25 protein-coding genes are annotated in these 22,027 nt (G+C 42.5%); 17 read left to right on the top strand and 8 right to left on the bottom strand.

The window, feature by feature from the left end; genetic code table 11:
• Positions 1-16: 16 nt before the first annotated feature.
• The 3 genes from E1160_RS06480 to E1160_RS06470 all read left to right on the top strand — a co-directional run bounded on the left by E1160_RS06480 (position 17) and on the right by E1160_RS06470 (position 1,972).
• Complete coding sequence (locus tag E1160_RS06480) at positions 17-223, top strand: YdcH family protein (RefSeq protein ID WP_155154192.1); 207 nt, start codon at positions 17-19, stop codon at positions 221-223.
• A 115-nt stretch (positions 224-338) separates the two neighbouring features.
• Positions 339-827, top strand: a complete 489-nt coding sequence (purE, locus tag E1160_RS06475) for a 5-(carboxyamino)imidazole ribonucleotide mutase (RefSeq protein WP_155154191.1) — start codon at positions 339-341, stop codon at positions 825-827.
• A 53-nt stretch (positions 828-880) separates the two neighbouring features.
• Positions 881-1,972: a 5-(carboxyamino)imidazole ribonucleotide synthase gene (locus tag E1160_RS06470; protein ID WP_155154190.1), complete on the top strand. Its 1,092-nt coding sequence runs from the start codon at positions 881-883 to the stop codon at positions 1,970-1,972.
• A gap of 389 nt (positions 1,973-2,361) precedes the next feature.
• On the opposite strand, the gene E1160_RS06465 is transcribed toward E1160_RS06470, so the two are convergent.
• Both E1160_RS06465 and E1160_RS06460 read right to left on the bottom strand, forming a co-directional pair.
• On the bottom strand, positions 2,362-3,027 hold the full coding sequence (locus E1160_RS06465; RefSeq protein ID WP_155154189.1) for a COQ9 family protein: 666 nt from the start codon (positions 3,025-3,027) through the stop codon (positions 2,362-2,364).
• Positions 3,028-3,050: 23 nt separating this feature from the next.
• A complete protein-coding gene (locus E1160_RS06460; RefSeq protein WP_155154188.1) occupies positions 3,051-3,629 on the bottom strand; it encodes a peptide deformylase in 579 nt (192 codons plus the stop codon).
• Positions 3,630-3,828: 199 nt separating this feature from the next.
• On the opposite strand from E1160_RS06460, the gene rpsU reads away from it, so the two are divergent.
• The 4 genes from rpsU (at position 3,829) to E1160_RS06440 (ending at position 7,275) form a co-directional block, all read left to right on the top strand.
• On the top strand, positions 3,829-4,032 hold the full coding sequence (gene rpsU, locus E1160_RS06455; RefSeq protein WP_328597130.1) for a 30S ribosomal protein S21: 204 nt from the start codon (positions 3,829-3,831) through the stop codon (positions 4,030-4,032).
• 239 nt (positions 4,033-4,271) lie between these two features.
• The gene (locus E1160_RS06450; protein WP_155154187.1) at positions 4,272-5,921 is read left to right on the top strand and encodes an adenylate/guanylate cyclase domain-containing protein; all 1,650 of its coding nucleotides are present in this window, start codon (positions 4,272-4,274) and stop codon (positions 5,919-5,921) included.
• Positions 5,922-6,012: 91 nt separating this feature from the next.
• Positions 6,013-6,477, top strand: coding sequence for a VOC family protein (locus E1160_RS06445; RefSeq protein ID WP_155154186.1), 465 nt, complete (start codon positions 6,013-6,015; stop codon positions 6,475-6,477).
• A 93-nt stretch (positions 6,478-6,570) separates the two neighbouring features.
• Positions 6,571-7,275: a GNAT family N-acetyltransferase gene (locus tag E1160_RS06440; protein ID WP_155154185.1), complete on the top strand. Its 705-nt coding sequence runs from the start codon at positions 6,571-6,573 to the stop codon at positions 7,273-7,275.
• Between the two features lie 88 nt (positions 7,276-7,363).
• On the opposite strand, the gene speB is transcribed toward E1160_RS06440, so the two are convergent.
• Both speB and E1160_RS06430 read right to left on the bottom strand, forming a co-directional pair.
• Positions 7,364-8,365 (bottom strand): agmatinase, encoded by a 1,002-nt coding sequence (speB, locus tag E1160_RS06435; RefSeq protein WP_155154184.1) that lies wholly within the window; start codon positions 8,363-8,365, stop codon positions 7,364-7,366.
• Between the two features lie 33 nt (positions 8,366-8,398).
• On the bottom strand, positions 8,399-9,166 hold the full coding sequence (locus E1160_RS06430) for a sulfite exporter TauE/SafE family protein (protein ID WP_155154183.1): 768 nt from the start codon (positions 9,164-9,166) through the stop codon (positions 8,399-8,401).
• A 200-nt stretch (positions 9,167-9,366) separates the two neighbouring features.
• Here E1160_RS06430 and E1160_RS06425 point away from each other — a divergent pair, with 200 nt between their 5' ends.
• The 10 genes from E1160_RS06425 to E1160_RS06380 all read left to right on the top strand — a co-directional run bounded on the left by E1160_RS06425 (position 9,367) and on the right by E1160_RS06380 (position 17,620).
• On the top strand, positions 9,367-9,798 hold the full coding sequence (locus tag E1160_RS06425) for a CBS domain-containing protein (RefSeq protein ID WP_155154182.1): 432 nt from the start codon (positions 9,367-9,369) through the stop codon (positions 9,796-9,798).
• A gap of 103 nt (positions 9,799-9,901) precedes the next feature.
• Positions 9,902-10,792, top strand: coding sequence for an alpha/beta fold hydrolase (locus E1160_RS06420; RefSeq protein ID WP_155154181.1), 891 nt, complete (start codon positions 9,902-9,904; stop codon positions 10,790-10,792).
• A gap of 1 nt (position 10,793) precedes the next feature.
• The gene (locus E1160_RS06415; RefSeq protein WP_155154180.1) at positions 10,794-11,411 is read left to right on the top strand and encodes a DedA family protein; all 618 of its coding nucleotides are present in this window, start codon (positions 10,794-10,796) and stop codon (positions 11,409-11,411) included.
• An 11-nt stretch (positions 11,412-11,422) separates the two neighbouring features.
• Positions 11,423-12,559 (top strand): ATP-grasp domain-containing protein, encoded by a 1,137-nt coding sequence (locus E1160_RS06410; RefSeq protein WP_218048750.1) that lies wholly within the window; start codon positions 11,423-11,425, stop codon positions 12,557-12,559.
• A gap of 27 nt (positions 12,560-12,586) precedes the next feature.
• Positions 12,587-13,045, top strand: a complete 459-nt coding sequence (locus E1160_RS06405) for a YHS domain-containing (seleno)protein (protein WP_155154178.1) — start codon at positions 12,587-12,589, stop codon at positions 13,043-13,045.
• Positions 13,046-13,219: 174 nt separating this feature from the next.
• Entirely contained in the window at positions 13,220-13,765 is a 546-nt protein-coding gene (locus E1160_RS06400; protein ID WP_155154177.1) for a GbsR/MarR family transcriptional regulator, read from the top strand.
• Positions 13,766-13,789: 24 nt separating this feature from the next.
• A complete protein-coding gene (locus tag E1160_RS06395) occupies positions 13,790-15,178 on the top strand; it encodes a cytochrome ubiquinol oxidase subunit I (protein WP_218048749.1) in 1,389 nt (462 codons plus the stop codon).
• A 15-nt stretch (positions 15,179-15,193) separates the two neighbouring features.
• A complete protein-coding gene (locus tag E1160_RS06390) occupies positions 15,194-16,207 on the top strand; it encodes a cytochrome d ubiquinol oxidase subunit II (protein ID WP_155154176.1) in 1,014 nt (337 codons plus the stop codon).
• A gap of 101 nt (positions 16,208-16,308) precedes the next feature.
• Positions 16,309-17,028 carry a tellurite resistance TerB family protein gene (locus E1160_RS06385; RefSeq protein WP_155154175.1) on the top strand — a complete coding sequence of 240 codons (720 nt, stop codon included), beginning with the start codon at positions 16,309-16,311 and terminating at the stop codon, positions 17,026-17,028.
• A 112-nt stretch (positions 17,029-17,140) separates the two neighbouring features.
• Complete coding sequence (locus tag E1160_RS06380) at positions 17,141-17,620, top strand: GNAT family N-acetyltransferase (RefSeq protein WP_155154174.1); 480 nt, start codon at positions 17,141-17,143, stop codon at positions 17,618-17,620.
• A 210-nt stretch (positions 17,621-17,830) separates the two neighbouring features.
• On the opposite strand, the gene E1160_RS06375 is transcribed toward E1160_RS06380, so the two are convergent.
• The 4 genes from E1160_RS06375 to E1160_RS06360 form a co-directional block, all read right to left on the bottom strand.
• Positions 17,831-18,040: a cold-shock protein gene (locus E1160_RS06375; protein WP_155154173.1), complete on the bottom strand. Its 210-nt coding sequence runs from the start codon at positions 18,038-18,040 to the stop codon at positions 17,831-17,833.
• Between the two features lie 333 nt (positions 18,041-18,373).
• Complete coding sequence (glmS, locus tag E1160_RS06370) at positions 18,374-20,212, bottom strand: glutamine--fructose-6-phosphate transaminase (isomerizing) (protein ID WP_155154172.1); 1,839 nt, start codon at positions 20,210-20,212, stop codon at positions 18,374-18,376.
• 4 nt (positions 20,213-20,216) lie between these two features.
• Positions 20,217-21,596 carry a bifunctional UDP-N-acetylglucosamine diphosphorylase/glucosamine-1-phosphate N-acetyltransferase GlmU gene (gene glmU, locus E1160_RS06365; protein WP_155154171.1) on the bottom strand — a complete coding sequence of 460 codons (1,380 nt, stop codon included), beginning with the start codon at positions 21,594-21,596 and terminating at the stop codon, positions 20,217-20,219.
• A 130-nt stretch (positions 21,597-21,726) separates the two neighbouring features.
• The coding region (locus tag E1160_RS06360) for a hypothetical protein (RefSeq protein ID WP_218048748.1) at positions 21,727-22,027 on the bottom strand (301 nt) is incomplete at its 5' end.

Genomic DNA, 22,027 nt, shown 5'->3' with positions numbered 1-22,027 from the left:
TGGCAAAGATATAGTCATGGACGAACTTGAAGTTGCGGCCCTACGCCACCGTGTTGAAGAATTACGCACAGAGCATAGAGACCTTGATGATGTTATCGACCGCATTTCAGAGGCAATCCCTTTTGATCAATTGCAAGTTCAACGCCTTAAAAAGCGAAAACTTGCCATTAAAGATGAATTGATTAATTTGGAAAATCAACTCATTCCAGATATTATTGCTTAACTAAAATTACGATTTATCAAATTGTTAATAATGCCTAAATTTTGGGGACTTGAATTCAGAGGTAATCCCCCTATACTCCCCACCAAATTCAACCTTACATGACGGATCGACAAAAATGAGTGAAACACCAAAAGTTGGTATCATAATGGGTAGCCAATCCGATTGGCCTACAATGACACATGCAGCTGAAATCTTAGAAAAATTAGGTGTGCCTCATGAAGTAAAAATTGTCTCCGCACATCGCACACCTGATCGTCTTGTTGAATATGCAAAAACTGCAAAGGACCGTGGTTTACACGTAATTATTGGCGGTGCTGGTGGGGCAGCACATTTACCAGGCATGGCAGCGTCAATGACACCGCTCCCCGTTTTTGGTGTTCCTATTCAATCAAAAGCATTGAATGGCCAAGACAGCTTGCTATCCATTGTACAGATGCCAGGTGGTGTCCCTGTTGGTACACTCGCGATTGGAAAAGCTGGCGCAATCAATGCGGGTTTGCTGGCTGCTTCTGTCATCGCCTTGCATGATGAAAATGTTGCAAAGGCTTTAGATGACTTCCGCGCAGCACAAACGGACGCTGTTGCAGAAGAACCAGTAGATTAATCAATATATAAACTTGATATAGTTTTAACTCTTCCCTTAAGGAAAGCCAGAGAATGCGCCCAACATCCCCTTCCCCTCGTGTTATTGCACCCGGTTCCACAATTGGTATCTTAGGGGGTGGGCAACTAGGCCGTATGACGGCCTTGGCTGCGGCTAATCTTGGCTATAAATGTGAAATCTTTGAACCACAAAGAGGGTGCCCAGCCTCACAAGTGTCCAATGGTCACATTGCCGGCAGCTATGACAATGAAGCCGATTTACTTCGTTTTGTCTCAAAAGTAGATGTTATTACTTTGGAATTTGAAAATGTTCCTGTAAAAACGTTGCAAATTCTTGAATCCTATAAGCCAATGCGCCCTGGTCCGAAAGCGTTGGAGCTTTCACAAGATCGCATCGTCGAAAAATCTTTCTTAAACAATTGCGGTATTCCAACCGCACCTTGGGCTAAGGTGGAAACGGCTGAAGAAATGGAAATGGCTGTTGAAAAACTTGGCCGACCATCCGTTTTGAAAACGGCTCGTTTTGGGTATGATGGTAAAGGTCAGATTAAAATCACTGAAGGTATGGACGTGATTGCGGCCTGGAAAGATTTAAACAAAGTACGTTGCGTTCTTGAAGGCTTTGTTAGCTTCACTAAAGAAATCTCTGTGATTGTTGCGCGAAGTGCCACAGGTGAAACCAAAGCTTATGAGCCAGTTGAAAACAGTCACAAAAACCATATTCTGGACACAACAACTGTGCCAGCGTCCATCACTGATGAACAAGCAAAGACAGCGATGGATTATGCAATCAAAGCTGTTGAGGGACTGGAATTAATTGGCCTGCTTGCTGTTGAAATGTTTGTAACAACTGATGGCGAAATCCTAGTTAATGAGGTTGCGCCACGCCCTCATAACTCTGGTCACTGGACGCAAGATGCCTGTGTAACTTCACAGTTTGAACAACTTGTTCGCGCTGTATGTGGTTTACCACTCGGTTCCGTGGAACGTTTGGGACGTGCGGAAATGAAAAACTTGCTTGGAAATGATATAAACAACTGGCCTGCAATACTGGCAGAACCTGGTGCTCACTTACATCTATATGGCAAAGCAGAAGCAAAACCGGGACGTAAAATGGGACATGTAAATCGCTTATTTAAGGATTAGATAAGCGACCTAACTCAATGCCCAACTTAAATATATATACCAAAAGTATAGGAATGAGCCTATTTGGGGTCCAGCACCTAAAATGATGGCAAACAAATAAAACGATTGTTTATGCATAGCCATAGCGATCATTAAGCATAAACAAGCAAGAAACGGATGCAAAAGGACAATCGTCCAAATATCCTTATCAAACCGAGTGGCGGCATCCCAGCTTAATAATGTGACGATCAATAGTAAAACACTAAGCGGCACAATCGGAATTGCAGAAAGTATTAAGATAAGCCGAGATTGTCCTCGTTTCTTCATACGAGGGTCAGCGGCTTCTATTTCATGAAGCTCTCGTTCCAGAAAATTTCGGAAAATCCCTGACATATTTTAGTTAAAAGCTATTACGCTTTCACTTTCATGCGGTTAATTGCACTTCGACGTAACTTGGGTAATTCTGAAAGTTTATTTAGGATGCCTGTCGCCTTGGCTTTTAATTGAGGGATTTTCATCACGTCACCAATACGGCGATCTAAAAATTCCCATGTCGCTTGATGGTTTTCGGACTTATCATCCAGCCAATAGAGTAATGTTGATGAATAAACGCCGCTTAACAAGCCCCGTTTTGAGTAATAATTCCAATCAGTTGCGTTATCACCTGCGGCATACCACATGGCATCAACAGCACTAAACATTGCCTTGGTCGAATGGATCGCATTTTGAGGCATTGCCATAACTGACATAGCCTTACGTACGGCATCTTTCTGATCTTTATTCAACAAGATACGCGTTTTAACGGCGGTTGCGATACGTTCGCGAATTTTCATGGATGGCAAATCCAGCATCGCCAATTCTTGGTTCATTTTTACTGTATTCAAATGATAGAATTGCAAGATCAAATCAACAGGACCACCTGGTAAAATGCGGTCCGCCTCCTTGCGAGATAGATTGATATCCTCCGCGCCCATATAAAGAGCAGCACGGGTCCAGCCGTCGAAAGGAACATGCGGTAACATTGCTTCAATTAATTGATCACGTTTTTCTTCTAGCGCCAGTTGTGCATCAGTCATTTTCAAACTCACTCAATAAATTTTCACATATTACCTTGTGCGATTAATATTTCACGCGCCTTTTGTGGCAGTCCATGTTCAAGTTGATCACTATACATAAGTAAAGAGATATCATCCATCCTTTGTGGATATAAAATACCTAATAAATGATCTACCTCATGCTGAACCACACGTGCATGATATCCAGATAGGGCTTCTTTATGTGTTTTTCCAGCGATATCCTGATACGTGAGCTCAATATTCTTAAACCTAGGGACCAATCCAGTTAATCCAGGCACAGAGAGACATCCCTCCCAATCATAAAACTGTTCATTGCCGATCGGCTCTATCACCGGATTAAACATTACAGTGAGCGGGATATCTTCTTCCACAGGTTCAAAACCACGACCCTTCGTCACAAAATATATAACAGCTTGACGCACCACTCCAATCTGGGGAGCAGCAATACCTGTACCGCCTGCATCATGCATTGTATCAACTAGATCTGTTACCAATTCTTCCAATACAATTTGATCATCATCAGTCAAATCATCAAAACGAATTGCCATTGATTTTTGCCGTAAAGCCGGGTGCCCCATCTTGGTAACGGGTTGAATAGCCATATTTCAATCCTGTTCTTAAACTTTATGAATGAATATAATAATGCAGAAAGCTGAAGAAAAAAGCCCTATAAAACCGAAAACTACTAACTTTCCAACCCATAGGGCTTCACATCTATATAGACATATGTTATAAGCCGCCAACTCTAAGGGAAGAGCTCTTAGAGATATATACTCTTTATCCGAAAGGACGGTGAGCAAAGTGCAAGTTATCGTTCGTGATAATAACGTTGATCAAGCACTGCGTGCGCTGAAGAAGAAAATGCAACGCGAGGGCATCTTCCGTGAAATGAAGTTGCGTCGCCATTTCGAAAAGCCATCTCAAAAGAAGGCTCGCGAAAAGGCTGAAGCAGTCCGTCGCCACCGCAAACTTCTGCGCAAGCGTATCGAGCGCGAAGGTTTCTAATTTTAATTTAGAACTTTCAGTGTTCGAGGATCGAGCACTTTCGTTCAGACAAGCGATTTCGCTTCTTTGAACAACCTAATGAATTAACGCTCAGAGAGAAATCTTTGGGCGTTTTTCATTTTCAACTTCTTTACTTTTAAAGCTAAATCACAGTTATTTTGGCAATTTTTAATTTTTATCTCTGGCAAATCCCTTTAAGTTAGATATCAGCTATAACTTATAAACGGATCGTATATTCAATGGGCCAACGCCTTCGCCTAATAAGTGGTTTGATTTTATTTGCGTTTGTTTTAACGCATTATCTTAACCATGCGCTCGGTTTAACTTCTATCCTCATCATGGAAGAAGCGCGTCCTTATTTTCTTGCCATCTGGAAAACTGAAATTGGTACAATTATACTAACCCTTGCCGCGATCATTCATATAGTTATGGCATTGTGGGTGATTTACCAAAGGCGTAGCTTAAAACTAAAAAAATGGGAACTGATCCAGTTATTCTTCGGTTTATCTATTCCTTTTTTGGTAGCTAACCATGTCATTGCTACAGGTATAGTGGAAGAATTCTATGATACTCAGATTCATTATCCACAAGTCTTGGTAAATTATTGGATATCAAATTTTGAATCCGGCATCATACACGGATTTGCGGTAATTATTGTTTGGATACATGGATGTATCGGCATTCATTACTGGTTAAAAACGAAAGCATTCTATACCCGCATCCGCTGGCTTATGGCACAGTTTGCGGTTGTTATTCCTACACTTGCGTTGGCAGGATATATCTCTGCTGGCTATCAAGTCATGATGTTGGAATCGGACAGAATGTTTATGTCTGGTGTCAGAATGGCAAGTAATGTCACCCATGAAAGCTATCATTGGCTTCAAGTGGCAACAATGAATACACTTATCTTCTTTGGGGTGATCTCTCTGACACCTTTCATTGCTCGATCATTGAGATTTTTATTACAGAAATTAAAAAAACAACCGCGCCTAAAGTTTCCCAATGGCAAATCTTACCGCATCTTGGATGGTGCAACTGCCCTAGAAACAATGCGATCGAACAAAATACCACTGGCCTCGGTTTGCGGAGGGCGCGGCAGATGTACAACTTGCCGTATACGCGTAACCGAAGGCGTAGAGAATCTTCATGAACCTCAAAAAGTAGAAAAAGAAGCGTTAGAGAGAATTGAAGCAATCCCTTCCGTGCGCTTAGCATGCCAAATCCGCCCAACATCTGATATTACAGTTATGCCGTTGATGCCAGCTGATGCTAACGCAAAAGATGGCCGTCGCCCCGGCGGCCTTGATGGCATGGAGATGCAGGTTGCCGTTATGTTTGTTGATTTACGCGGCTCCACCAAGCTTGGCGAAGAAAAACTTCCTTATGATGTCTTATTCATTTTAAATCAGTTTTTTGCAGAAATGACATCCTCTCTTAACGCAACGAAAGGCCATTATGCACAATTTAATGGCGATGGCTTGATGGCAATCTACGGTCTTAATGGTGGCAATGCCAAAAATCATGCTGAACAAGCAATTAAGGGGGCAACCGAAATGTTCCGAAGACTAGATGAACTGAATGTACAGCTAGAAAGCGAACTAAAGGAACCTATGCAAATTGGTATTGGCATCCATTATGGCGAAGCAATTGTTGGTGCTATGGGACCACCAAATAACCAATTGATCACAGCAATTGGCGATAACGTGAACATTGCAGCGCGGCTAGAAAGTTTGTGTAAGGAATATAAATCCCCCTTTATTATTAGTGAACGTGCAGCACAAACTGCAGGCATTACTTTACCTGAAAGTAAATCCCATAGTGTTGCTGTTAAAGGACGTCAAAGAGAAATCAAGTTCTTTGCATTACAACAACCGCCAGCAACCGCCTAAGCCATCTTTCAAAATTTTTGACTAAAAATGGATCTATTCAGACCCCTTATATTTTGATCTAACAATATGAAAACATAAAAGGATCAGGGATATGTCATCTAAAAGCACTAAAAAACCATGGTCGGTATCTCCGGCAGATTACGGACGAAGCTTAAAAGGATTCGGTATCAATTTGCTGGTTGCTGATGTCGAAGTATCCAAGAAATTTGCCGAAGATATTTTGCTTGCCCATGTCGTGTATTGGAATGAGGATATTGCAATTATTCGCCAAGGATCAGCAGAATGGATGCTCCATGCGGATCATAGTTATAGTGACAACGCCTATCTCGGCATAGCCCAATCCCAAGAAGGACGTGGTGCAGGTGCGGAATTCCATCTTTATGACTTAGACCCGGATCAGGCAGAAATCCGCGCACGTAAACATAATCATATCGTTTTCGCAGGTAGCCTGAACAAACCTCATGGATTACGTGAATGCTATCTTATTGATCCTGATGGTTATTGTTGGGTGGTTAGTCGCCCGCTGACCGATGAGGAAGTGGAAGAAGTTTCCTAATAAATGGCACTGTCATTAAGTGAAGAATGGCCCTAGATGAATAGGGCCATTTTATTTATTCAATCTTTAACAACAAAGTTAAAGGTGAATAATATGTCTAACGTTAACTATAACGAGATAGGTCAAATTCTTGGCGTACCAGTTCCTGACTGGAAAGGTGCATTAGCACCGGACGGTCGTCCGCTTCATGGTCAATATTGCTATATGGAAAAACTGGATATTGATACACATTGCAGTGGTTTGTTTGAAGCCTTCAGTAAAAATGAAAATGGTTCCAACTGGACCTATTTACCTGTAGGGCCTTTTGAAACAGAAGCTGATTTTAGAGGATGGCTAGAGATCGGCTGTGTGAACCCAGATCCATTTTTCTATGTTATCCGCCGTCAATCAGATGACCTAATCCTTGGGATGGCAAGTTACCTACGGATTGATCCGACCATGGGATCAATTGAAGTCGGACATATTCATTTTTCCCCTTTGATGCAACGCACACCTGCCTCTACAGAATGCATGTATATGATGATGAAACATGCTTTTGAGGATCTAGGGCACCGTCGTTATGAATGGAAATGTAACAACCTGAATGAACCATCCAAAAAGGCCGCTGAAAGATTAGGTTTCAGTTTTGAAGGTGTTTTTCGTCAAATGAGCGTCATCAAAGGTCATAATCGTGATACTGCCTGGTTTTCGATACTTAATCGTGAATGGAAGAAGGCAAAGGAAGGTTTTGAAACTTGGCTTTCCCCTGACAATTTTGATGCTAATGGAAAGCAAAAGAGCTCCTTGCAAACAAAGTAGGACATACCTTTAGGACATACCTGTCTCAGCCTACTTTATGCAAAACTAAAGAGGGAGGCTTATCGGCCTCCCCATTTTTTGAAAATGTCTATTTCACCAAACCCTTTTTTTGCATATTTTCGGCAAGCAAACATAAAATTTCCCACATGATAGTGACACCAACCAAGGCTGTCGCCCCGGATTGATCAAAGGGCGGAGACACTTCCACTACATCCGCAGAAATGATATCAGCCCCACGTAACCCACGTACAATTTGTTGTGCTTCATGGGTCGTCATACCACCGATTTCCGGTGTGCCTGTTCCCGGTGCATATACTGGATCCAGACAATCCACATCAAAACTTACATAGGTTGGATCATCCCCAATCACACGACGCGCTTCTTTAATCACCCCTTCAACACCAAGATCAAAATATTCTTCAATTTCAATAACACGAATGCCTTGCTCTAGGCCCCAGTCTTTATCCTCTGGTGTATAAAGAGAGCCACGAATGCCAATCTGCACAGTACGTTTAGGATCAAGTAAGCCTTCTTCAATAGCGCGACGAAATGGTGTTCCATGGGTATACATTGAACCACCAAAATAACGATCCCATGTATCTGTATGTGCATCAAAATGCACCATCCCCATAGGTTTACCGCCACAAAGCTTATCTTTAATTGCGCGCATAATAGGTAAAGAAACCAGATGATCACCACCAGCCGTTACTGGTGCAATTCCGTCCTCAACCAAGCTTCTGACAAATGTTTCAACGCGGTCTAAAGTATCTTCAATTTGAATTGGATTGACAGGACTATCGCCCATATCCGCACATTTGATAAGCTCAAAAGGTTGAATACCTGAAACATGATGAACATTACGCATCAAGGTAGACATATCGCGCATCTGACGTGGTCCATGGCGCGCACCCGCACGGTTTGTGGTGCCGCCATCCCAAGGAATACCAATAATCCCCACATCTACATGTGATTTTGCCAACTCAGATTGCGGTTCCACATGTGGTAATCGCATAAAAGTTGGAATCCCTGCAAAACGTGGTAAATCGCTTCCAGAAATTGGTTTAAAGTTTGGAACTTTACCCTCGCCCATACTCGTCTCTCCCTGATCAATTTATATATTTTGTTATGCTGTTAATCGCATAATTTCTGTAATGAATAATCGCAAACCTGCAATGGTAAAGAAGGTTAACAGAATATATCTAAATGTCTTCTCATTAATGTATTTTCGGATTTTCGCTCCTAACATGAATCCGATCGTACAAGCGCCAACGCAGATCAAAGAAATCCAGAATATGCCACCATTCATAATACCAGCCGATGTTAGCCCACCAAGCAAAGGCCAACTGGTTACAAAAATAAGAAACCCTGCAGCTGCAATGAATTCTTCCTTAGTGACACCTTTAGACAAAGTATAAATCATGATTGGCGGCGCCCAAATAGACGTCAATCCACCACAGATACCTGCAATAATCCCAAATATTGCCTGAGACAGGCGATCATGTGTCTCTACAAAATGCAGGCGAATTTTAAAAAACTGACTAAGACAAAAAAGTAAAATCGTGATCGCAATAATAAGACGAAGATAATCCACACTATATTCCAGCGCGAAAAATGACACCAGAAAGATGGAAAGCATCGACCAAGCGGCAAAAGGTAAATATTTCTTTGCTGTTTCTCGTTTATTTGGTGTCGTAAAATATTGCTGACCATTGGTAATCACAATTGGTAAAATCACCAACCCCAATGCAATCGCAGGTTCAAAAACAAGCAACATCAACGACATTGCAGTTGTTGGTAAACCAATACCAATGGCTCCCTTAATAGAACCAGCTAGTAAAAATATTCCACAAGCCGTTAAAATAAAAAGATAACCATCTTCGATGCCGAGCATAATTTAAGCCTTTAAACCGATCTATTTTGAACAAAGTGACTTTGCTTTAAAGAAATGTAAATGAATTTTTAGGAACAAGATTTTTTACATTCATCTATTCGAAAATCACACCTTATTTCATTAGCAAGTCATTATTTACTTTGAGTTTTCATCTTTCTGCGGAATAATTGGATATCAAATTATTTCGTGGAGAGATGAAAATGAACGTGGAAGGAATACTCAAGGGAAAAGGGAGTAATGTTCTTGGCCTAAATGAGAATGATTCGATTGAAAGTGCCGTTGCCATTTTAGCTGAGAAAAAAATCGGGGCGACCGTTGTCCTTGATGAAGCTGGCAAGTTGATCGGCATCTTGTCGGAACGCGATATCGTGCGTGAAATTGGTAATCAAGGTGCATCTGTTCTAAGTAAGGCTATTAAAAATATTATGACAAAAGATGTACAAACTTGCAGCCCTTCTGATGCAGTTGCCAAAATCATGGCCCAAATGACCGAAGGACGTTTTCGCCATTTACCTGTGATAGATAATGGAAATTTGGTTGGCATTATCTCAATCGGGGATGTGGTGAAGAACCGGATCAATGAACTTGAATTTGAAGCAAATGCCATGAGAGACTATATCACGTCAGGTTAAATAACCTATTCCTCGCGAAAATGTGACTGAATGACATTTGTCAGTGAAGGCAAATAATCGTATTTCTGGAATATAAAATTTTTCAGGAATAAGAGCCTTAAGAATGAGACAAACAGTTCATCAGCTTAGACGCAGAAAAGACCTCAGCGAGATTTCTTCTTTTCGCTATGCGGGCTTTTTATGCATCAGCGTTGCCTTGACTGCTTGTTTTGGTCCACCCAAATCTGCGACAAGCGAAGCTGAAATCGCGGCGATGGAAAATCACACGGCCCTTCTTCCTAATCATCCCGCAAATCATATCAATTATATCAAAGCAGGTGATCCAAATGGACAACCTGTTATTTTGGTACATGGCACTCCCGGCAGCACGACGGTTTGGGCGGACATGATTAGTGATGTTCAACCGGGATATGAATATATTGCGATTGATCGGCCGGGTTTTGGTCAGAGTGGCCCAAAAGAGTCCCTCACAGATATCTCTCTTCATGCCAGTGCTTTAATGCCATTGTCCGATCATTCATCAGGTAAGAAACCGATCCTTGTTGGCCATTCCTATGGTGGTCCGGTCGTTGTCCAGGCTGCCTTAGATTACCCAGATGCATTTGCCGGTATTATTGTCGCCGCTGGCGCGTTAGACCCCGCACTTGAAGAAACACATTTTATGCAATATGTGGGGGATACTTGGCCTATATCTGCCTTATTGCCGCGTGCAATCAAAAACGCCAATGAAGAATTATTTAGCCTGAAAGCAGATTTGGAAGTTTTAGCCCCGCGTTTAAAAGAGTTAAAAATCCCTACAATCATTGTGCATGGAACTAAGGATGACTTAGTGCCAGTTGCAAATGTGGATTACATGGAAAAGATGTTCCCACAAAATAGCCTCATTCATGTGACATTAATCCAAGATCAGAATCACTTCTTACCGTGGAACTCACTGGAAGAATTACATGAGGCCATCGCAATGATGAAATCCCATACAGAAGCGGGACAATAATATGGAATGGGATTTAGGAAACTTTATAAACCTTCTACAAGCGCAAGCTGGCAATCCCTTTATTATTATGGGACTGATCATTATCGCGACATTCATTTTGGAAGACCCTGCCACAGTGGGGGCAGCCTTAGTTGCCGTTGGAGGTCTAATTGACCCCTATCTCGCCCTTATTGCACTTTATATTGGCATTTTCGTAGGTGACCTTGGTTTATATGGTTTAGGTCGCCTCTCCAGCAAATATTGGCGGGTTAGAGAATTTCTAAAACGCAAAGGTATGGTGGCCACAAGTAATTGGTTAGATGGATGGATGGTACAAGCCATTATTGGCGCTAGATTTGCCCCGGGCATGCGTTTTCCGACTTATACAGCTTGTGGTCTATTCCGACTTTCTTTTACCAAGTTTGCTCTTACGACTGGGATTGCTGTCTTTTTCTGGACCAGTGCGCTCTTCGCAGTGAGCTATTTAACTGGTGAATTTGTTGTGATGCAACTCGGTGAATGGCGTTGGGCAATTGGTATCGGATTGGTTGTTGCCACAATCTTTTTACCACGCCTTTTAAAAAAATTAACAAAAAACATGGCCGTTGTGACAAAGCAAAAAGCCATGACAAATAACTAATGGAAAAAAGCATGAGTGACCTGAGTATCGAAAATGCGATTAACCCTACCAGCGCCGGTAAGCTAATGCATCAAGGCATGCCGCCACTGGAAATGGATGGCCCAGCTCTGTCTCATTTTGAGTTTTGGTCGCCTCGCGTCTTTTATATCCCGATCGTTCTACAAACAATTTGGCTCAGCCTACGTCATATGGGCGCAACATTACCAACTTCAGCAAATCCGCACTTCCCCATGGGGGGCTTGGTTGGCGAGTCCAAAAAAATTGTCCTTTCTCTCGCAGGTGAAACTGCAAAAGAATTTATCTCCCCCTTCACCCAAATCACAAAAGGTGAAAGCGAGGATATCATTTCATTAGCAGAAAAACGCATGTCAGAAGCAGGCCTAACCTTCCCGTTGGTCGCAAAGCCAGATATGGGATGTCGTGGCGTAGGTGTGCAAATTGCCCGTTCTAGTGAGGAGTTGATAACTTATATTGATAGCTTCCCGGACGATGCAAGTATCTTGCTACAGGAACTGGTTCCTTATGAAGCTGAGGCTGGCGTCTTTTATATTCGTGAACCAGATCAGGAAAAAGGTCGCATTTTCTCTGTGACGTTGAAGTATTTCCCATATGTGATTGGGGATGGCACACGCAATTTGCGCCAACTCATTGAAGAAGATGAACGCGCAGGCCAAATTTCCCACGTATATTTAAAACGCCATGAAAGCCGTCTTGATGAGATCATTCCTGCAGGGCAACCTTATCGTCTTGCTTTTGCAGGTTCTCATAGTCGTGGCACCATTTTCAGAGATGGACGTCCATATGTTACAAAAGCTATGACTGATGCTTTTGATAAAATTGCAAAAGATATTCCGGAATTCTATTTCGGCCGTTTCGATGTACGTTTTACGAATGTCGAAGATTTACAGCAAGGTAAGAATTTCAAAATTGTAGAAGTTAATGGTGCCGGTGGTGAAGCAACCCATATTTGGGATCGTAAAATCACCCTCCGTGAAGCTTATAAAACCTTGTTTGAACAATATGCGACCCTGTATCGCATTGGGGCAAAAAACAGGAAACGCGGCTTTAAGCCTGCTTCTCTTTGGAGATTAACCAAAGCTTGGCAGGAAGAAAAACGCCTCGTTGCAGATTATCCACATACTGAATGATGATTTGATTTATTAAGGAGTCAAACGATGAAAACCCCTGTTAAAATCCTACTCGCTGCACTTGCTTTTTCGACATTTATGATTGGTAAAGCATTTGCGATTGAACCAATTTACACTGGCTGGTTAAGTGATCAAGCTGTGGGTGGATACGATACTGTATCTTATTTCACCAACGGTGAACCTGTTAAAGGGTCCAAAGATCACAAAGTCACCTGGAATGGTGCAACTTGGTTATTCTCCTCTGCGGAAAACAAAGCTTTATTCGAAGCTGATCCAGAAAAATATGCGCCACAATATGGTGGTTACTGCGCATGGGCTGTGGCTGAAGTGAACGAAGGCTATGAAGGCGATCCAAAAATCTGGAAGATTGTGGATGGTAAACTATACCTAAATAACAATGACAGCGTTCAAGAACGTTGGAACAAAGACATTCCAGGCTTCATTGAAACAGCCAACAAAAACTGGCCTGGTCTGCTATCTAAATAATAATACCTGTGAGATTATCTCTTTTAAAACCCTGCCTTAAACGGCGGGGTTTTCTTTTAATTAGAAAAATTTTCAAATTTTGAGTCAGAAAACACTTTCCTTAATTCTGAATTTTCAGTATATACTGAAAATACGAAAAATAAAATAATTCTAAAATGGATTTAAGGACAGATTATGAACTTGCCACCCGTCATACAGACATTCGTGCTTCACTTCGGTGAGATGGGATCACGGTGGGGTATTAACCGTACCGTGGGTCAAATTTACGCACTTCTCTATTTGTCTGAACAACCTTTGAATGCTGATCAAATTGTAGATGCACTTGGTTTTTCGCGTTCAAATGTTGCGATGGGTTTAAAAGAATTGGCAAGTATGAATCTGGTGATGCTCAAGCATATTCCAGCAGACCGCAAAGATTACTACGGTACCCATGATGATATTTGGGATATCGTACGTAATCTGGTTGAGGAACGTCGGAGAAGAGAGATTGAGCCTACACTCACCATGTTACGATCCGTGATCATGGAGAAGCCTTCATCCGAACAAGAAAAGCATGCTCAGGAAAAAATGCAGGAAATGCATGACCTGATCGAAATGCTAACTGATTGGTATGAGGAAATGAACAAGGTCGATACCGAACGTCTTGTTAACCTCCTGAAAATGGGGGCAAAAATTTACAACCTCTACCAATTTAAGGACAAATTAAAACTAATCTCATAACCCCCTGACGTGTGAGAGATCGAAATGGTAGAACTTGACCCCTTTATGCTGTCGCGTATTCAATTCGCGGCAAATATAACCTTTCATATAATGTTTCCATCCATAACCATTGCGCTTGGTTGGTTCCTGCTATTCTTTAAACTGCGTTATAATGCGACAAAAAATGAAGCATGGATGCAATCCTACTTCTTCTTCACCAAGGTATTTGCCCTAAGCTTTGCTATTGGTGTGGTAAGCGGTGTAACTATGTCGTTCCAGTTTGGCACAAACTGGCCGGGCTTTATGGAAACTGTCGGTAATATTGCCGGTCCTCTATTAGCCTATGAGGTGTTAACAGCCTTTTTTCTGGAAGCTACCTTCCTTGGGATCATGTTATTTGGTTTCAGAAAAGTTCCATCATGGCTGCATACCACTGCAACAGTGTTAGTTGCGGGCGGCACAACACTATCGGCCTTTTGGATCCTTGTTTTAAACAGCTGGATGCATACACCCACGGGGTTTGAGATGATCCCAAATGAGGCAGGATTACTTCAAGCTCATGTGACAAGTTGGTGGGAGGTTATCTTTAACCCATCTATGCCTTATCGCTTAAGTCATATGTTATTGGCATCTGGTCTGACTGCCTCCTTCTTAATCGCCGGTTTATCTGCCTATCGATTATTAAAAGGTGATCAGGCCACTTCCGTTCGCAAGTCACTAAAAACAGCGATCATTGCAGCCACCATTCTAATTCCACTACAGATCTTTGCCGGACATGAACATGGTATTAACACCAAAGAATACCAACCCGCAAAATTAGCTGCTATTGAAGGCGCGTGGGAAACACATCAAGGCGCCCCTCTTGTTCTATTTGGTTTGCCGAATGAAGAAGAACAGCGAAATGATTTTTCTATCGAAATTCCTTACTTAGCGAGCTTAATCGTTACCCATAGTCTGGATGGCGAAATCAAAGGATTAAAGGAATTTGATCAACATCCACCTGTTAAACCACTTTTCTTTGGTTTTAGGATTATGATCGGTGTTGGCATGTTGATGCTTCTATTTGCTTGGGCTGGTTCCTATTTTCTAGCGCGTCAAAAGAACATGCCAAAACATTACCTATACGGCTTGGTTGGAATGACTTTTTCCGGCACTGTTGCCACAATCGCTGGATGGTATGTCACTGAGATTGGTCGCCAACCATGGTTGGTACAAGGCGTACTTAGTACCAAGGACGCACTTGGTTCCGTCAGCGGTGGTATGGTTCTTTCAACATTGATAATGTATCTGGCTGTCTATGCCTTCCTGACTGTCGCATATGTCACGACGCTTTTCTATCTGGCCCGAAAAGCCGGAGATGGATCAAATCGTGACCCTGAAAAACAAACCATGTCCGCCAGTGAACGCCACACGGCAATGACACCTGCAGAATAAGGAAAGGTGAGCGTCATGTTAGAAAATGTAATTCAAGATGGCAGTTGGCTACCATTAACCTTCGCCTTTCTGATGGGATTATCCATGCTGATTTATGCCATTTTAGATGGATATGATTTGGGCGTTGGCATACTCATTCATAAAGCAACGCAAGAAGAAAAAGATCGAATGATTGCGTCGATTGGTCCTTTCTGGGATGCCAATGAGACATGGCTCATTCTTGGTGTGGGATTATTGCTCGTCGCCTTTCCCGCAGCGCATGGAATTATCTTAACTGAATTATATATCCCTGTTGCGGTTATGATCTTCGGTCTTATTTTCCGGGGCGTTGCTTTCGACTTCCGTGCTAAAGTTCCACAAAAACAAAAGGGACGTTGGAATAAGAACTTCTTTTATGGCTCCCTTCTGACTGCCCTTGCCCAAGGCTATATGCTTGGATCTTACATTATTGGTTTTGATCAAGGTTTAGGTGGTATTTTATTCTCTTGTTTAATCGCATTCGCGGTCGCCTCTGCCTATTGCTTGATTGGGGCCTGCTGGCTCATTATGAAAACCGAGGGGGACTTACAATTAAAAGCTATAAGATGGGCAAAACTTCATCTCATCGCATCAATCATCGGCCTTACAACTGTATCCATCACAACACCGTTGGTCAGTAATCGTATTTATGAGAAATGGTTTGATTTCCCAACATTATTTGCTTTGGCCCCAATACCCATTGCGACAGGCATCTTAATTCTATGCTTATTCTTATTCTTAAGAATATTGCCATTAGCAAATGATCGATATTGTTGGGTGCCAATCCTCTTAACAGTAGGTATCTTCACCTTAAGTTTTATCGGTTTAGCTTACAGTTTCTTCCCTTATATTGTCCCTGAAAAGATGACCATTATAGAAGCGGCAGCGGCCCCAGATTCTTTGATGATCATGTTATTTGGCGCCCTTATCGTTTTGCCAATCTTGCTAGGGTATACAGCCCTTTCCTATTATATCTTCCACGGCAAAGCGACGGAACTCAGATACGATTAAATCAAACCTGCAATACAACCTGTAACGTTACCTCTGGAAAACAAAATTTTTGCCCCTATATCAATTACTGAGATTGTTAAAAGATATAAGGATGGTCAAAGATGGATGTGAACTCAATTCTAAGTAACGTTATGGGTACGGCAGGTAGCGGCATCAATAAAGCTGTTGAAAGCACAAAATCTGGCGGCATGGGGACTGGCCTGGTTGGTGGCGCAGCAGTTGGTGGTTTGGCAGCTCTATTATTGAGTAACAAGAAAGCCCGTAAAATGGGTAAAAAAGCCCTTACTTATGGCGGCTTGGCCGCTGTTGGTGGCTTAGCCTATAAAGCTTGGAGTGATCATAAATCCGCACAATCCCAGCCTCAAGCAGCATCTGCACAAGCACCGTGTCCAACACCAACAAGCGCTCAAATTGCTCCGCCACCAGCTGGCAGTATTTTTGACCTTGCAGAACAACAAACAACTTCTCCCGATACCGATATCCGTTTAATCCTGATCCGCGCCATGATCAGTGCAGCCAAAGCAGATGGCCATATCGATACAGAAGAACGTGCCCGTATCGAAGAACAAATTGCCGCGATGCAAATTGGACAAGAAGAACAGCAATTTCTTGTGGAACAATTAAACGCAACCAGCGATCCTATTTCCATTGCCCGTCTTTCAACAGGACCGGAACAAGCCGCAGAGATTTTTATGGCATCCGCCTTGGCCGTTGATGTGGATTCAAATGAAGAACGAAGATATCTTGACCGCCTTGCTGATGCTCTACTTCTACCAGAAGATTTAAGACAGCGTTTAGAAGCAGAAGCCCAAAACAGATAATATTTACCCGCAATCTCAACAGGGCCAAAATGACTCAGATAACATTTGTAATTTTATGACTTAATCTATTTAATCGCATCTATACGACAAACATATTTGCGGATAAATAGCGATGATTACTTTGGTCCCTGCAGGCCTTGATGCGGCAAAATTGATACTTCCTGTTTTTTATGACGATGGTGTTATGCAAACGGGTTCTCTGCCGACCAAACCCGACGAAACGAATATCAATGAATGGTTAGATTCCGATAATCGTCGCGAAGAAACACGTCTTGTAATATTGAAAGAAACAGGTGAACTTGTCGGTTTTGGTGGTCTATGGAATGGCGCGCCAACCTGCAATCTCGGCTATTTTATCCATCCCGATTTTGCGGGCCGTGGCATTGCCACAATGACAGCAAAACTTCTATTGGACGAAGCCTTGTCTCGCCCTGAAATTACCAAGATCACAGCTGCCACTTTTCAAACAAATCCAGCTTCACGCCGCGTTCTTGAAAAAGTAGGTTTCACCTGTACAGGGTCTTTCACGGAAAATCTGGAAGCCCGCGGTGGCATGCGGGATCACTGGTCTTTTGAGTATTTCAGCAAGTAGTTTCTTATCCAAATCGATGGATATTAACGAACTTCAACTAAATCATATACTCAATTAAGATTCAGAAATAGTCTTCGAAGCAATTTTTCATCACGAATTTGCTGATTTAGTACTTAGCTTTTGGTCGTGATAACTTATATACCGTTCTAATCCCCTGTCATTTTTGATCAAAGGGCTACTTTGAATTCTCAAAAGTAGCCCTTTATATGGTTACCCAACTACAGTCAGTTTACTGACAGATGCCTTACCATTGCGACCGGTCTCTAGGTCATATTCAACTTTTTGACCTTCGTCCAAGCCATGAAGACCTGCACTTTGGACCGCTGAAATATGAACAAAAGCGTCATCCCCACCATTTTCAGGTTGAATAAAGCCGAAGCCTTTTGTGGCGTTAAACCATTTTACTGTTCCAACAATCATAACATTATCCTTTGAATTGGAAGTAAAAAAACACACATTCCGCGACATGCGAAATACGTTCAATAAAAAACACAATGTAGAGAGAAACTTAGAAAAAACGGCTGGGCCGGAAACTTAATAGTATCGCTTAACGGTGCGAGAAATTGAACGCTCACTTAAACAGCCTCTGAGACAAAGTCAAGCCCAATGATCAAAACGGATCGATGTAAACTACTCATTTAGCACTCAGGAACATGAGTAGTTTACACCTAATAATGCTGTTAATCTGCAGTAAATGTTAGGGTTAGAAATCAATAAAACCAATGATATTATATCGCATTAATTTCTCAACGATTATTCTACAGTAACAGATTTCGCCAAGTTTCTTGGCTGATCCACATCTGTACCTTTCAGGACAGCCACATGATAGGCTAGCAATTGAATCGGAATGGAATATAGGATTGGAGCAACGAATGGGTCCACGTCCGGCATTTCAATGCAGGCTGCAGGTTCCGCCATACGTCTCATCTTTGCGATCCCTTTCTTGTCAGAGATAAAGATCACACGACCACCACGGGCCACCATTTCCTGCACGTTAGAAGCCGTTTTATCAAATAGATCGTCACTTGGGGCAATCATGATGATTGGCACATCATCTTCAATCAAGGCCAATGGGCCATGCTTCATTTCGCCTGCCGCGTAACCTTCCGCATGAATGTAGGAAATTTCTTTAAGCTTTAGCGCACCTTCCAGCGCAATTGGATATGCTGTTCCGCGCCCCATATAGAAAATATCGCGCGCTTCGGAGATTGTTTTGGCAATTTCAGCAATATGTTCATCATGATTAAGAACTTCTGCCGCACGACCCGGCACTTCTGCCAAAGCCGATGCAAGTTCCGCTTCGCGTTTTGCGTCCAATGTACCACGCTCTTTTGCCAAACCAATTGCCATACAAGCAAGAATTGTTAATTGCGTTGTAAAAGCTTTGGTAGAAGCCACCCCGATTTCCGGGCCCGCTTGTGTCAATAAAACTGCATCCGATTCACGGGCAACAGTACTTTCTGGCACGTTTACAACGGAGAGAATGTTTTGTTTTTCCTGACGGGCGTAACGTAAGGATTCCAATGTATCCATGGTTTCACCAGATTGGGAAACGAACAGAGCCAAGCCGTCTTCCGGCAACGGGGTTCCACGATAACGAAGTTCAGACCCGATATCTGTTTCCATCGGAATACGTGCTAATTGCTCTACCCAGTATTTCGCAACCATACAGGCATAATATGCTGTACCGCAGGCTGTTGCTGTGACTTTGGTGATGTTTTTTGCATTCACTGGTAATGGCGGCATAGTGATCGTTTGACTGGCCGGGTTTAGAACAGTTGTTAAAGTATCCCCGATCACCGTTGGTTGTTCGTAAATTTCTTTTAACATGAAATGGCGATAATTGCCTTTGCCAATGGTCGCACCAGATACAGCAGTTTGTACAATTTCACGCTCAACTGGATTGCCCTGCATATCCATGATATCAGCGCCTTCTGGGGTAATCACCGCCCAGTCGCCTTCTTTCAAATAACAGATACGACGGGTTAAAGGCGCCAATGCCAAAGCATCTGATCCAAAGAACATTTCACCTTCGCCATAACCAATAGCCAGTGGGCTTCCTTGGCGTGCACCAACCATCAAATCTTCATGACCGTGGAAGATCATGACGAATCCAAATGCCCCTTCAAGGCGAGGGAGAACTTCGGTCACCGCATCTTTTGGGGACATCCCTTGATCAAGGTAATAACCAACCATATGTGCAACGACTTCGGTGTCAGTGTCGCTGGTAAATTCTACAGAACCATTTGTCTTTTCGGAGAGCTCTTCGCGTAAATCCAGATAGTTCTCAATGATCCCATTATGAACGATCGCAACTTTATCCGTCATATGTGGATGTGCATTATTTTCAGACGGTACCCCATGGGTCGCCCAACGTGTATGACCAATCCCCACCTGACCAGAAATTGGGTGTTGATCAACCTCAGCTGCAAGATTATCCAATTTCCCTTTTGCCCGACGGCGTTCAATTGCATGGTCATTTAATACCGCAATACCAGCTGAATCATAACCACGATATTCCAAACGACGTAAACCATCTACCAAATGCGGAACTGCGTCTTGTTTACCTAGGATACCAATAATACCACACATAAGTTTAATCCTTTTTCTGAGCTGCTTTGGCAGCTTCTTTTTTCTTTTTCGCCAATTCACGGAATTTGGTGGCCATACCTTCTTTTTCCTTTTGAGGACTGCGCGCAAAGGCCATAGATTCCGCCGAAACATCTTTGGTAATAACGGAGCCCGCACTTACCATCGCATCTTTTTCAATCGTTACAGGTGCAACAAGCGCGCTGTTTGATCCAATAAATACATTTTCACCCAATATGGTCTTTGCTTTGTTAAACCCGTCATAGTTACAAGTGATTGTGCCAGCGCCAATATTACTGCCTGCACCAATTTCAGAATCCCCAAGATAGGTCAAATGACTTGCTTTTGCCCCCTCACCCATCACGGTATTTTTTACTTCTACAAAGTTACCGACAAATGCAGCTTCCTGAAGCTCTGCGCCCGGCCTTAATCGTGCATAAGGTCCTACCTGTGCGGCAGTCCCAACAGTCGCACCTTCTAAATGACTAAATGCCTTAATCTCTACATCGTCCGCGACTCTCACCTTGGGTCCAAAAAATACATTAGGACCAATTACAACATCGCGACCAATCACTGTATCATGAGCAAAGAAAACAGTATCTGGATCAATCAAGGTCACACCTTCATCCATCGCTACACGACGGCGCTTTTCCTGCCATACTTTCTCTGCATGGGCCAAATTCGCCCGGGAATTCACCCCCATCACCTGATCTTCATCGGTCGTAATAACCGCACATTCCAAATCGCGATCACATGCCAACTTCACAACGTCAGTCAGATAATATTCACCAGAAGCATTATTGTTATCAATTGCTAGCAATAATTCTTCAAGATGTTCCGCATCGATAGCCATCACACCTGAATTACATACATTCACTTTCAATTCTTCTGGTGATGCGTCTTTCTGCTCAACAATTGCAGTTAACTTGCCTTCTGCATTTGAGATCAAACGCCCGTAACCTGTTGGATTATCAGCATCAAACCCAAGAACGACAACGGCGTTACCTTCTTCTCGTAAAGAAATCATTGATTGAAGCGTTTCAGGTTGGATAAAAGGCGTATCACCAAATAAGATTAAAACAGTTCCCTGTTTAAAATCTTTCATCAATGGCAAGGCTGCCTTAACAGCATCTCCAGTACCTGCTTGATTATGTTGAATAACTGTTTGATGAGGTGCAACTTCTGCTTCCACCATTTCCATATTAGGGCCAACAACTACAACTGCTTTATCTGCGTTGATTTGTGTCACGGCTTTTATCACATGGCCAATCATAGATAGGGAAGCCACTTTGTGCATCACTTTGGGATGCTTGGATTTCATACGGGTTCCCTTGCCTGCTCCAAGGATTATTGCAGCAGCAGGGAATTGTTTAGCAGCGGAAGTCATCATGTAACCTGAAAAATCAATAGAATTTGCCTTAATTTTCTCTGAAAGCTAAGAGATTCTCGCAGAAAAAACCAATCAAAAGCTATTACAGTTTTTTTCAGAAAATTACAAATTGTAATAATTGAAATATTTAAGACATTGCAGATGAATAAACATCAAGCAATTCCAAAGCTTTGGCACGCTGTTCCGGGGTAATTGAATTTAATCCATCATTAATTAACAACTGCCGATTAACAGCAGTATCACCCGTGCCAAGCGCTGCAGAAACAAGGCTTTCTGCTAAATCCGCACCAAAAACTTCTGCCAAACCATCCTTCACTTGTGGAAGACATGTTTCTTCAAAACCAGTCATCATTCCTTCCCCATCAAAAATACTAGAAATGTCCTGCCTTAACGGAAATTTTACCCTAATATAATTTTTCAAGCTAGAA

It is taken from the genome of Curvivirga aplysinae (genome assembly GCF_009711445.1).
Classification (GTDB): domain Bacteria; phylum Pseudomonadota; class Alphaproteobacteria; order UBA8366; family Aestuariispiraceae; genus Curvivirga; species Curvivirga aplysinae.
The sequence above is the reverse complement of the archived record's forward strand: the minus strand, read 5'-3'. Positions and strand labels throughout refer to the sequence as shown.

Excerpts from the sequence above, each read along its gene's own strand:
- E1160_RS06480 (WP_155154192.1), top strand. The coding sequence starts at position 17 with ATGGACGAACTTGAAGTTGCGGCCCTACGCCACCGTGTTGAAGAATTA.
- purE (WP_155154191.1), top strand. The coding sequence starts at position 339 with ATGAGTGAAACACCAAAAGTTGGTATCATAATGGGTAGCCAATCCGAT.
- E1160_RS06470 (WP_155154190.1), top strand. The coding sequence starts at position 881 with ATGCGCCCAACATCCCCTTCCCCTCGTGTTATTGCACCCGGTTCCACA.
- E1160_RS06465 (WP_155154189.1), bottom strand. The coding sequence starts at position 3,027 with ATGACTGATGCACAACTGGCGCTAGAAGAAAAACGTGATCAATTAATT.
- E1160_RS06460 (WP_155154188.1), bottom strand. The coding sequence starts at position 3,629 with ATGGCTATTCAACCCGTTACCAAGATGGGGCACCCGGCTTTACGGCAA.
- E1160_RS06450 (WP_155154187.1), top strand. The coding sequence starts at position 4,272 with ATGGGCCAACGCCTTCGCCTAATAAGTGGTTTGATTTTATTTGCGTTT.
- E1160_RS06445 (WP_155154186.1), top strand. The coding sequence starts at position 6,013 with ATGTCATCTAAAAGCACTAAAAAACCATGGTCGGTATCTCCGGCAGAT.
- E1160_RS06440 (WP_155154185.1), top strand. The coding sequence starts at position 6,571 with ATGTCTAACGTTAACTATAACGAGATAGGTCAAATTCTTGGCGTACCA.
- speB (WP_155154184.1), bottom strand. The coding sequence starts at position 8,365 with ATGGGCGAGGGTAAAGTTCCAAACTTTAAACCAATTTCTGGAAGCGAT.
- E1160_RS06430 (WP_155154183.1), bottom strand. The coding sequence starts at position 9,166 with ATGCTCGGCATCGAAGATGGTTATCTTTTTATTTTAACGGCTTGTGGA.
- E1160_RS06425 (WP_155154182.1), top strand. The coding sequence starts at position 9,367 with ATGAACGTGGAAGGAATACTCAAGGGAAAAGGGAGTAATGTTCTTGGC.
- E1160_RS06420 (WP_155154181.1), top strand. The coding sequence starts at position 9,902 with ATGAGACAAACAGTTCATCAGCTTAGACGCAGAAAAGACCTCAGCGAG.
- E1160_RS06415 (WP_155154180.1), top strand. The coding sequence starts at position 10,794 with ATGGAATGGGATTTAGGAAACTTTATAAACCTTCTACAAGCGCAAGCT.
- E1160_RS06410 (WP_218048750.1), top strand. The coding sequence starts at position 11,423 with ATGAGTGACCTGAGTATCGAAAATGCGATTAACCCTACCAGCGCCGGT.
- E1160_RS06405 (WP_155154178.1), top strand. The coding sequence starts at position 12,587 with ATGAAAACCCCTGTTAAAATCCTACTCGCTGCACTTGCTTTTTCGACA.
- E1160_RS06400 (WP_155154177.1), top strand. The coding sequence starts at position 13,220 with ATGAACTTGCCACCCGTCATACAGACATTCGTGCTTCACTTCGGTGAG.
- E1160_RS06395 (WP_218048749.1), top strand. The coding sequence starts at position 13,790 with ATGGTAGAACTTGACCCCTTTATGCTGTCGCGTATTCAATTCGCGGCA.
- E1160_RS06390 (WP_155154176.1), top strand. The coding sequence starts at position 15,194 with ATGTTAGAAAATGTAATTCAAGATGGCAGTTGGCTACCATTAACCTTC.
- E1160_RS06385 (WP_155154175.1), top strand. The coding sequence starts at position 16,309 with ATGGATGTGAACTCAATTCTAAGTAACGTTATGGGTACGGCAGGTAGC.
- E1160_RS06380 (WP_155154174.1), top strand. The coding sequence starts at position 17,141 with ATGATTACTTTGGTCCCTGCAGGCCTTGATGCGGCAAAATTGATACTT.
- E1160_RS06375 (WP_155154173.1), bottom strand. The coding sequence starts at position 18,040 with ATGATTGTTGGAACAGTAAAATGGTTTAACGCCACAAAAGGCTTCGGC.
- glmS (WP_155154172.1), bottom strand. The coding sequence starts at position 20,212 with ATGTGTGGTATTATTGGTATCCTAGGTAAACAAGACGCAGTTCCGCAT.
- glmU (WP_155154171.1), bottom strand. The coding sequence starts at position 21,596 with ATGACTTCCGCTGCTAAACAATTCCCTGCTGCTGCAATAATCCTTGGA.